The sequence below is a fragment of the Pseudomonas sp. EA_35y_Pfl2_R5 genome, assembly GCF_963970805.1.
In the GTDB taxonomy this organism is placed as follows: domain Bacteria; phylum Pseudomonadota; class Gammaproteobacteria; order Pseudomonadales; family Pseudomonadaceae; genus Aquipseudomonas.
On record NZ_CAXAOW010000028.1, the window covers coordinates 1 to 9,517 of the forward strand.

The 9,517-nt window shown below is 60.6% G+C and carries 9 protein-coding genes; 3 read left to right on the forward strand and 6 right to left on the reverse strand.

From position 1 onward, the window contains the following. Window positions 1-139: 139 nt before the first annotated feature. The 4 genes from AACX99_RS21780 to AACX99_RS21795 all read right to left on the reverse strand — a co-directional run bounded on the left by AACX99_RS21780 (window position 140) and on the right by AACX99_RS21795 (window position 4,463). The gene (locus AACX99_RS21780) at window positions 140-2,203 is read right to left on the reverse strand and encodes a putative bifunctional diguanylate cyclase/phosphodiesterase (protein WP_339414508.1); all 2,064 of its coding nucleotides are present in this window, start codon (window positions 2,201-2,203) and stop codon (window positions 140-142) included. Window positions 2,204-2,686: 483 nt separating this feature from the next. Further along, on the reverse strand, window positions 2,687-3,268 hold the full coding sequence (locus AACX99_RS21785; protein WP_090249029.1) for a superoxide dismutase: 582 nt from the start codon (window positions 3,266-3,268) through the stop codon (window positions 2,687-2,689). A gap of 176 nt (window positions 3,269-3,444) precedes the next feature. Next, on the reverse strand, window positions 3,445-4,056 hold the full coding sequence (locus AACX99_RS21790; RefSeq protein WP_339414509.1) for a LysE/ArgO family amino acid transporter: 612 nt from the start codon (window positions 4,054-4,056) through the stop codon (window positions 3,445-3,447). 5 nt (window positions 4,057-4,061) lie between these two features. Then, window positions 4,062-4,463: an ACT domain-containing protein gene (locus AACX99_RS21795; RefSeq protein WP_339414510.1), complete on the reverse strand. Its 402-nt coding sequence runs from the start codon at window positions 4,461-4,463 to the stop codon at window positions 4,062-4,064. A 99-nt stretch (window positions 4,464-4,562) separates the two neighbouring features. On the opposite strand from AACX99_RS21795, the gene AACX99_RS21800 reads away from it, so the two are divergent. Beyond that, on the forward strand, window positions 4,563-5,456 hold the full coding sequence (locus AACX99_RS21800; protein ID WP_339414511.1) for a LysR family transcriptional regulator ArgP: 894 nt from the start codon (window positions 4,563-4,565) through the stop codon (window positions 5,454-5,456). Here the strand turns inward: AACX99_RS21800 and AACX99_RS21805 are convergent. After that, a complete protein-coding gene (locus AACX99_RS21805) occupies window positions 5,449-6,504 on the reverse strand; it encodes a saccharopine dehydrogenase family protein (protein WP_339414512.1) in 1,056 nt (351 codons plus the stop codon). The genes AACX99_RS21800 and AACX99_RS21805 overlap by 8 nt on opposite strands. 165 nt (window positions 6,505-6,669) lie before the next feature. On the opposite strand from AACX99_RS21805, the gene AACX99_RS21810 reads away from it, so the two are divergent. Next, on the forward strand, window positions 6,670-7,662 hold the full coding sequence (locus tag AACX99_RS21810; RefSeq protein WP_339414513.1) for an NAD-dependent epimerase/dehydratase family protein: 993 nt from the start codon (window positions 6,670-6,672) through the stop codon (window positions 7,660-7,662). 18 nt (window positions 7,663-7,680) lie between these two features. Here the strand turns inward: AACX99_RS21810 and AACX99_RS21815 are convergent, their stop codons facing one another. Beyond that, on the reverse strand, window positions 7,681-7,995 hold the full coding sequence (locus AACX99_RS21815) for a hypothetical protein (protein WP_339414514.1): 315 nt from the start codon (window positions 7,993-7,995) through the stop codon (window positions 7,681-7,683). A gap of 322 nt (window positions 7,996-8,317) precedes the next feature. Here AACX99_RS21815 and AACX99_RS21820 point away from each other — a divergent pair, with 322 nt between their 5' ends. Further along, window positions 8,318-9,163, forward strand: coding sequence for an ATPase (locus tag AACX99_RS21820; RefSeq protein ID WP_339414515.1), 846 nt, complete (start codon window positions 8,318-8,320; stop codon window positions 9,161-9,163). The last annotated feature ends 354 nt before the right edge of the window (window positions 9,164-9,517 follow it).

Consider the following 9,517-nt stretch of genomic DNA (forward strand, 5'->3'; position numbering starts at 1 on the left):
GAGCTGGCTCACCTGGGCCAACCAGCGCTGAAAGGCTTGAGTATCCATGGTGGGCTGACCTCACAAGCGGATGTCTGCCTTAAAGCGTAGTCCTTGCAACACGGTCTTGGGACATAGCCTTTTTTATAGGCGTCTGGCGTTAGAGTGTGGCGGGGTTGGCGGCACTGTTCAGCCGCCTGGCCTGTTTTAGATAGGCGGTCAGTTCGCGCGCGGGCAGCGGTTTGCTGTACAGGTAGCCCTGACCCTCGTTGCAACCTTGGGCGATGATGTAAGCCTCCTGCTCGACGGTTTCCACGCCCTCGGCGATGACCTGCATGCCGAGGCTCTTACCCAGCTGGATGATGGCGCGCACGATGGTCGCGTCGTCTTCGTCTTCGAGCAGATCCTGGACGAAGCTCTTATCGATCTTGATCTTGTCCAGCGGCAGGCTTTTCAGATAACTCAGGGAAGAGTAGCCGGTTCCGAAATCGTCAATCGCGATCAGTGCACCGGAACGGCGCAGGCTGAGCAGGTGCTGGGCGGCGGTGTTGATGTCTTCCATCAGGCCGGTTTCGGTGACTTCCAGCTCCAAGCTGCGCAGTGGCAGGCGATAGACCTGCATCAGGTTGTTAACCACCCGTGGCAGCTCGGCGTGGTGCAGCTGGACGGTGGACAGATTGACCGCCATACGCAGTTCGGTGAAGCCCTGGTCGTGCCATTCGCGTAGCTGGCGGCAGGTCTGGTCGAGAATCCATTCGCCAATCGGGATGATTGTGCCGTTCTGCTCGGCCAGTGGGATAAACAGATCCGGCGGCACGAAACCATGCTGCGGGTGCTGCCAGCGCAGCAGGGCTTCGACACCTACCACGCTGTGATCGCGGTAGTTGATTTGTGGTTGATAGACCAGGTGTAGCTGGTTCAGCGTCAGGGCGTCGCGCAGGTCTTTTTCCAGCTCGCGGCGGCGGCGCATTTCACTGTCGACGCTGGCGATGTAGAACTGGTAGCGGTTGCGTGAGCGGCTTTTGGCCAGGGTCATGGTCTGTTCGGCTTTCTGCAGCAGCTTCTCGGTGCTGTCACCATCTTCCGGGAACAGGGTGATGCCGATGGTGGCGCGTAGGCGCACTTGCTGCTGGCCGAGCATAAACGGGTTGTCGAGATCGTCGAGTACGCTCTGCGCCAGCTCGGCGGCCTCGTAGGGCTGTTCGATATCGGCCTGCACCAGAGCGAACTGGTCGCCACCCAATCGGGCCAGCGCACCGAGCCGGCCACTGTGGCCGCGCAAACGGTCGGACAGGGCCAGCAGCAACTGGTCACCGGTCTGATAGCTGAACTGTTCGTTGACCCCTTTGAAGTCATCCAGACCTACGCAGAGTACGGCCACCCGGCGATTGAGGCGGCCGGCGTCTTCGATAATCTGGTCGAGTTGCTGCTGCAGTTGCTGACGGTTCGGCAGGCCGGTGAGGAAGTCGTACTGAGCCATGCGCAGCAGACTGTTTTCTGCTTCACGGCGCAGGTTGGTGTTGCGTTCGATGGAGGAGAGCAGCTGGTTGGCGGTGTTGATCCACAGGCCCAGCTCGTTCTTCTCGTTGCCCTTGAGCATCGGCAACTTGTGCTCGCTGGGTCGGTCCGGGTTGATGTTGGTCAGGTGCTCGATGATCTTCGACAGTGGTTTCGTCAGCAGCCAGTGGTAGACCAGATACAGCACCAAACCCATGGCCAGGGCGCGCAGCACACCGGAGATAAAGATGATCACCGAGTTGGTGACAAAGTTTTCACCGTAGGGGGCCGTGTCGAGGGTAATGCTGAGGTCGCCGTAGTATTCGCTGTAGGGGCCTCGACCAACCAACTGGGTGGTGAAGTTCTGCTCTTTGCCGAGGATCGGGTCGGTCAGCCAGCGAGTCGGTATATCGACTTGCTCGCGGGCTTTCTCCGCCAGCATCGGTTCGTTGGGGTGGCCGATGGCGGCCATGCGCACTGACTCATGCTGGAACAGCCCTTCGATGACCTGCATGCCCATTTCCCGGTCCAGGCTGTAGACCGCCTGGGTGGAGGGGTCGCGGAACATGCCGAGAATGCGATGTGCGTCGTTAGCCACTGCCTGACGTGTTTTGTAAACGTCGAAAACAATCTGCGCAAGACTCAAGACCACGCCGACGATCAGCGCTGATAGCAGCACCACGCGGAGCAACTTGAGTGACAAGCTGTTTTTGAGTTCCAGCTTCAAATGGTGGTTCCTTGTTCGAGGCCATCGGCGTCAGACGCTAGTGAGTATTGGCAAAGTCGCGCTTGCAGTCAAAGGGCCATTATCAAACTTTGTCGAACAAGTTATCTGGGTGGCGATGGCGCTGACGCTGGCAGCGTGTTGACTGCCTGCTTTATGTCGGTGCGAGTTGCTTATGGCTTGAGTGCCGTTGGGCGGTTTTTCTTCGGCGTGAGCGTTGCCCTACCTTATGCCCTCATCTTTATAGAGGGCGGCGGCTATCAATATTCGATTGTTTGGGATGGTTACATGCGCGGTTTCGCCCTGGCTCTGGCGGCCAGATAAGGCGTTCAACACTGCCTTGCGGGAATGCGATAGTGCGGGCTTAGAGCGTGGACCAGGTAACGAGCAGAAGTCATATGGATTGCGTCGCGGTGGCAGAACCTTGCGCGCAAAAACAAGAAACCCGGCCATAAGAGCCGGGTTTCTTGTGTGATGCGTTGGTACTTAGGCGGCGTAGTTTTTCGCTACGAAGTCCCAGTTGACCAGGTTCCAGAACGCCTCAACATACTTCGGGCGCAGGTTGCGGTAGTCGATGTAGTAGGCGTGCTCCCAAACGTCGCAGGTCAGCAGTGGGGTGTCGCCGCTGGTCAGCGGGCAACCGGCGCCAATGGTGCTGGCCAAGGCTAGGGAACCGTCAGCCTTCTTCACCAGCCAGCCCCAGCCGGAACCGAAGGTGCCGATGGAAACTTTGCTGAACTCTTCCTTGAACTTGTCGAAGGAACCAAAGGCTGCGTTGATCGCGTCAGCCAGGGCACCCGTCGGCTGGCCACCGGCGTTAGGCGCCAGGCAGTTCCAGTAGAAGGTGTGGTTCCAGACCTGAGCGGCGTTGTTGAAGATGCCGCCCGAAGAAGTCTTGACGATTTCTTCCAAGGTTTTGCCTTCGAACTCGGTGCCTGGGACCAGGTTGTTCAGGTTCACGACATAGGTGTTGTGGTGCTTGTCGTGGTGGAACTCCAAGGTTTCCTTGGAAATGTGCGGCTGCAGGGCGTCATGTGCGTAGGGCAGCGGCGGCAATTCGAAAGCCATTGTCTATCTCCTAATCAGATCAGGTGCGGTGTGCGCGAGGCCGATCACGGGCGGCCATCTCAGCGGCGTGAGTTATCTCTTTGCGCCGCAAGCCTTTGATCATAGCACCGGCACTGCGCCTTAAACACGCGGCAACTGTGTGGAAAACCACCTCGGCATGTTGCATCAGGGCCGTACTAGAGCATGCCGGGGTTGCTCAATAGCTGCCAGGCGATGCTGAACATCATCAGGGCCACGCCCAGGTCGATAAAGCGCCAGGTGCTTGGGCGCGCGAGCCAGGGCGCGAGCCAGGCTGCGCCGAGGGCCAGGCAGAAGAACCACATCAATGAAGCGCTTGCCGCCCCCAGCGCATAGGCGCCGGGCACCGGCTGTTGGGCGCCGAGTGAGCCGATCAGCAGTACGGTGTCGAGGTACACATGCGGGTTGAGCAGCGTCACCGCCAGGGCTGCCAGCAGCACCGCCTTGCGTGAGCGTGGGCCGCTTTCACTGGCCTGATTCAGTGCCTGTGGGCGGCTGGCGCGGACCAGCGCCTGGGCGCCATACCAGAGCAGAAAGGCTGCACCACCCCAGCGGGCGATGTCCAGCAGCAGCGGGCTTTGCGCCAGTACGGTAGCTAGACCAAAGACCCCAGCGGCCACCAACAGGGCATCGCAGACCACACAGAGCAGCGCCACCGGCAGATGATGCTCGTGGCGCAGGCTCTGCGCCAGGACAAAAGCGTTCTGCGCGCCGAGAGCGATGATCAGCCCGGCGGCGATCAGTAATCCGTTGCTATAGCTCTGCCACATATCGGTTATTCCGCCTGCTCACTGAGCTGTTGCAGAACGGCCAGCGCGCGCGGCCCATCGGCGTGGGCGACGAACAGGTGGTCGTGGTAGAAACCGGCGATCACGTTGCAGCTGATCCCGGCTTGCGCCAGTGCGCTGGCAACGGCAGCCGTCAAACCGACTGCCTCTAAAGCCGAATGCACGTGCAGCGTCAGCCAGGCGGCCACGTAGCTGTATGGCAGGCGCAGTTGTTCAGCCTGCTGGCGCGGCAGGATCACAGTGAGGCCTTCGGCTTCTTGAAAGCTGCCCAGCGGATGTAAACCGCCAAGCTGCGCGATATCGCTCAGACTGCAGAACACGTAAGCGCCATCGTTCAGCTGTGGGCTCATGCTGCGTAACAATGTTGTCAGTGAGGTTTCGCCGGCCATGCGGAGTGCCTTGTTCAGGGTGGGGATGCTGGTCAGTTTGCTGCGGCTGGGTATATAAGAGAAACCAATAATTCTGATCGCTCATTAGGAAATCTTATTTTGTTGGATTACAAACTACTCGCCGCCCTGGCCGCGGTTGTCGAACAGGCCGGCTTCGAGCGGGCGGCGCAGGTGCTGGGGTTGTCGCAATCCGCCGTGTCGCAGCGGATCAAGCTGCTCGAGGCGCGTGTCGGTCAGCCGGTGCTGGTGCGTGCGGTGCCGCCAGCGCCGACGGAAATCGGCCGGCGTCTGCTTAACCATGTGCAGCAGGTGCGTTTGCTGGAGCGTGATATTCAGGCGCAGGTGCCGGGGCTGGATGAGAGCGGTTTACCGGAGCGCCTGCGCATTGCGTTGAATGCCGACAGCCTGGCCACCTGGTGGGCCGGCGCGGTGGGCGCGTTCTGTACCGAACAGCGTTTGCTGCTGGATCTGGTGGTGGAGGATCAGGAGGTCGGCCTCAAGCGCATGCGCGCCGGTGAAGTCGCCGCTTGTGTATGCGCCAGCGAGCGCCCGGTGGCCGGTGCACGGGCTGTACTGCTAGGAGCGATGCGATATCGCGCCATGGCCAGTCCGGCGTTTATCGCCCGGCATTTTCCAAAGGGAGTAACGGCGCAGGCGCTGGCTCATGCCCCGGCTATCGTCTTCGGCCCGGATGACCTGTTGCAGCACCGTTATCTGTCCAGCCTGGGCGTCGAAGGTGGTTTTTCCCACCACCTGTGCCCATCATCCGAGGGATTTATCCGCCTGGCGCAGGCCGGGTTTGGCTGGGGGCTGATCCCCGAGCTGCAAGTACTGGGGGAGTCGGCCCGTGGCGAGTTGGTTGAGTTGATCAGTGAGCGGCCAATCGATGTTCCTCTATATTGGCATCACTGGCGCAATGGCGGCGAGTTGCTTAGTCAGCTGACGCGCCACCTTGCCCAGGCTGCCGGCCAAAGCCTGGTGGCGCTTAGCTAATAACTACCTTGTCCGACCCCGGCAGCTGTTCCACGCAGCGCTCGCCGAGTAGCTTGCTGGGGGTGAAATAACCGCCGGGGCCGTTGTAGTCCAACAGGTGCCGCACGGCCAGCAAGGCGCCATGTACGGTTACGTCATAGCCGTTGGCTGTTTCCAGGCGTGCGGTTTTCACCAAACCTGCGGCATTGCGTGCCTCGCCCCACAGCCAGGTGCGCTGGCGTGTACGGCTGGTTTCATCTGGGCCGCTAACGCGTTTTTCAATCAGTCGCTTGAGCCAGTTCTGCACGGCGTCCAGACCTAGCAAAGGGCGTAACGGGTCGATCAGGCGCATAAGGATTGCCGCCGCTGTTGGTGTCGGCAGGTACACCTCGATATTGTCGATACCGGTGGAGTGGTAAGCAGTGGAGACGTCGCCCCAGGGAATGGTTACCGCGGTTTTCTCACCACGGCCAAAATTAATGGTGCGCCGTTTATAGCCCAGCGGGACATCGGTGATAATCCCCGCGCGGCGCACCTTGCCGCCGAACTTCAAGCCTTCCACCGAGGTTTTGGCGGTGCCGGGCGAGAGCCCGCTGCCAGAGTCGAAACCCAGCGCCAGGTGCGTGGCATCGGGCAGAGCCTGGTGCAGGCAGGCGGCCAGGCAATCGCTGGGGGTCACATCGAAGCCCACGCCGGGGCAGACCACCACACATAGCTCGCGGGCCTGCTGGTCACGTTGGTGAGCGGCTTCGAACACGCTGATCTCGCCGGTGATATCGACGTAGTGGGTGGCGCTGGCCAGGCAGGCATCGAGCATCGGTGCGCTGGTGGCAGAGAATGGCCCGGCGCAGTGGGCGACCACGGCAATATCGGCCAGAGCTTCCTTGGCTCGATCCAGCTGGTGGATATCGAATATCCGGCACTCCAGCCCCAGCAGGCTGCCCAGGGCGTGTACGGCGGCCGGGTTGCGCCCCGCGAGAATGGGCGTGAGGCCCTGGCGCTTGGCTTCGGCGGCGATCAAGTGGCCGGCGTAACCGTTGGCTCCGTAAATCATCCAGTGCGTGGCCATCCAGTGCTCCTTTGTTAGGGGGTGTGGGGGAGCAGCTTAGCTGCTATGTCCGCTGCTGTTGGCCTGTAGCAGGGTGTGTGTAGTCGTTGTTCTGGCTTGCAATGCCACGGCAGCGGCCTGCGTGCGCTGCTAGAGTGGCCGGCAATCACGGCAAAGGGGGCGGCAATGAAGATTCTGGTAACCGGGGCCAGTGGCTTTATCGGTGGGCGTTTCGCCCGTTTTGCCTTGGAGCAGGGCTTGAGCGTGCGGGTCAATGGACGGCGTGCCGAGGGCGTTGAACACTTGTGCTCGCGTGGCGCGGAGTTTATCCAGGGTGATTTGTCCGACCCCGAGCTGGTGCAGCAGCTGTGTCGGGATGTCGAGGCCGTGGTGCACTGCGCTGGCGCGGTTGGCGTGTGGGGGCGTTACGAGCATTTCTATCAGGCCAACGTCACGGTCACCGAGAACGTGGTGGATGCCTGTCTGAAGCAGAAGGTTCGGCGGCTGGTGCATCTGTCTTCGCCGTCGGTGTATTTCGATGGCCAGGCGCATGTAGGCCTGCGTGAAGAACAGCTGCCCAAGCGCTTTTCCGATCATTACGGCAAAACCAAGTTTCTCGCCGAGCAGCAGGTGTTTGCTGCTCAGGAGTTCGGCCTGGAAGTACTGGCGCTGCGCCCACGCTTTGTTACCGGGGCGGGCGATACCAGCATTTTTCCGCGGCTGATCAATATGCAGCGCAAGGGGCGTTTGTCGATCATCGGCAACGGCCTGAACAAGGTCGATTTCACCAGCGTGCACAACCTCAACGACGCGCTGATGAGCTGCCTGCTGGCTGCCGGGCTGGCGCTGGGACAGGTGTATAACATCAGCAATGGCGCGCCGGTGCCGCTGTGGGACGTGGTCAATTATGTGCTGCGCAAACTCGACCTGCCGCCGGTGACCCGCCATCTGCCCTATGGCCTGGCATATGGCGCGGCGGCGCTGAATGAAGGCGTCTGCAAGCTGCTACCCGGTCGCCCGGAGCCGACTCTGTTTCGCCTGGGTGTGGCGGTGATGGCCAAGGATTTCTCCCTAGATATCAGCCGCGCGCAGCAGTACCTGGAGTACGAACCCAAGGCCAGCTTATGGAGCGCACTGGATGAGTTCTGCGCCTGGTGGCAGGCGCATCACCCGAGTTGATCGCTGGTAAGCACATTCTCAGACGTAGACACGCTGCCCGCGATACATCCTTACCGAGCCGCTGGTGGGTGGGCGCTGAGCGAAGTCTTCCACCAGCAGCGGATGGCCGGCCTGCATACGTGGTGTGATCGTTGGCTCGCCAAAGGGACGGTCGCTGTATTGGGCCAGCAGTTGTCCCAGTTGACGGGTTTCTTCGTTGCTTGAGGTAAGGCAAGCGCTGAGCATGCTGTTGATCGCATCAGGCTGGCTCATGCGAATGTCCACCGTCAGTTCTTCGCGCAGCCTGCGGCGCAGGCTCATCATGCAATCCAATACTTCTCTGTTCAGCTCCATGGACCTTCCCCCTGCTATTACAAGTGGGCTGGGCATCATCCATCCGGATGTTACCTGCCTGGTCTCGCCGCGTTTGCCGCGTGCGTATCGCGCCTGCAGACCTTTACTCCCTGGTGCTGCAAAAACGTCGCAAATAGGTAATTGCAAAGCGCATACCAGTTCACATTCTGTTGAGCTGCGCGGGCTGCAGCGAGTCGATGGGCTGTGTCATGCCCTTCGTCGGTGCGCCTCGCACTGGCATGGCGCGACACTGAAGCGCTGCGCGCGAACCGTTATACTGCGCGGCAATTTGCACCCCTCGCGCTTTCTTGAAGGTTGACCCATGCGTAACGATGCCCACGACGAACTCGATCACGTGCCCAGCCTGCGGGCGGATCAGCGCGATCACGATGACTATCAGACGGATCACCCGGAGCCGGCACGCGGTAACACTTATGGCCGCACGACGGCCGCGGCACCGGTTAAGTCGGCCAGCACTGGCCCACTCTGGGCGCTGGTGGGTGCTTTGATGATTGCCCTGGGCGGACTCGGCTGGTGGAGCTTTCAGCAGATCAGCCTGATGGAGCAGCAACTGGTTGCCACCCAGGAGAGCTTCGCGCGTATCAGTGAGGAAGCGGCCGGGCGGATTCAGGATATTTCCGGGAAGGTGGTGGCCACTGAATCGTCAGTTACCAGCGGCAGTGAAGCGTTGAAGCTGCAGGTCAAGCAGTTGGAAAACAAACTGGCCGAGCTGAGTAAGCAACAGCAGGGCTCCGCCAGCCAGCAGAGTGAGCAGGGCAAGCGTCTTGAGCAACTGGCCGTACAACTGAAGGGGCAGGAAGGCGGTGGTGAAAAGCTCGAAGCCACGCTGAAGAAGCTCAACGCCGAGCAGGCAACGCTGAAAAGCGAGCACGCCACTCTGAAAGGTGCTTTGGCTGGGCAGAGCAAATTCGACGAGAAGCTTGCAGGCTTGAATGGCGAAATTGATGCGCTGAAGAAACAGGGCAACCCCAACCAGGCTATCGCTCGCCTCGAGCAGGACCTGCTGGTGCTGAAAAGCGATCTGGAGACTCGTTCCGCCGGTAGCAGCACGGCAGAGTTCGATGCTTTCCGCGCGCAGATGACCCGCAATATCAGCACTCTGCAGGCGCAGGTGCAGAATCTGCAGCAGCAGATTGACGCCCGCTGAGAACCCGCGTCGGCCCTGCGGCGTTAAAACCCGGCTCGGCAAGCCGCTTGCGGCTAACGCGCTTTAGTGCGACCCGAAGGGCGAGTGAAACGAGTAAGGCTCATTTATCTCGCCGCTTTGACCCGCCGGAGGCTGTTACTAACGTAGCGCCTTGCAGGACTCTAGCTCGCGAGATCCGAAACAGGTTCTACAGTTGCCGCAACGAAAAAGCCCGCCCATGTGGCGGGTTTTTTATGGCTATGTCCCAAGACCGTGTTGCAAGGACTAAGCTTTAAGGCAGACATCCGCTTGTGAGGTCAGCCCACCATGGATACTCAAGCCTTTCAGCGCTGGTTGGCCCAGGTGAGCCAGCTC

What these genes read in the sequence shown, in the direction of transcription:
- AACX99_RS21785 (WP_090249029.1), bottom strand. Translation starts at nt 3,268, where the DNA reads ATGGCTTTCGAATTGCCGCCGCTGCCCTACGCACATGACGCCCTGCAG.
- AACX99_RS21790 (WP_339414509.1), bottom strand. Translation starts at nt 4,056, where the DNA reads ATGTGGCAGAGCTATAGCAACGGATTACTGATCGCCGCCGGGCTGATC.
- AACX99_RS21795 (WP_339414510.1), bottom strand. Translation starts at nt 4,463, where the DNA reads ATGGCCGGCGAAACCTCACTGACAACATTGTTACGCAGCATGAGCCCA.
- AACX99_RS21805 (WP_339414512.1), bottom strand. Translation starts at nt 6,504, where the DNA reads ATGGCCACGCACTGGATGATTTACGGAGCCAACGGTTACGCCGGCCAC.
- AACX99_RS21810 (WP_339414513.1), top strand. Translation starts at nt 6,670, where the DNA reads ATGAAGATTCTGGTAACCGGGGCCAGTGGCTTTATCGGTGGGCGTTTC.
- AACX99_RS21815 (WP_339414514.1), bottom strand. Translation starts at nt 7,995, where the DNA reads ATGGAGCTGAACAGAGAAGTATTGGATTGCATGATGAGCCTGCGCCGC.
- AACX99_RS21820 (WP_339414515.1), top strand. Translation starts at nt 8,318, where the DNA reads ATGCGTAACGATGCCCACGACGAACTCGATCACGTGCCCAGCCTGCGG.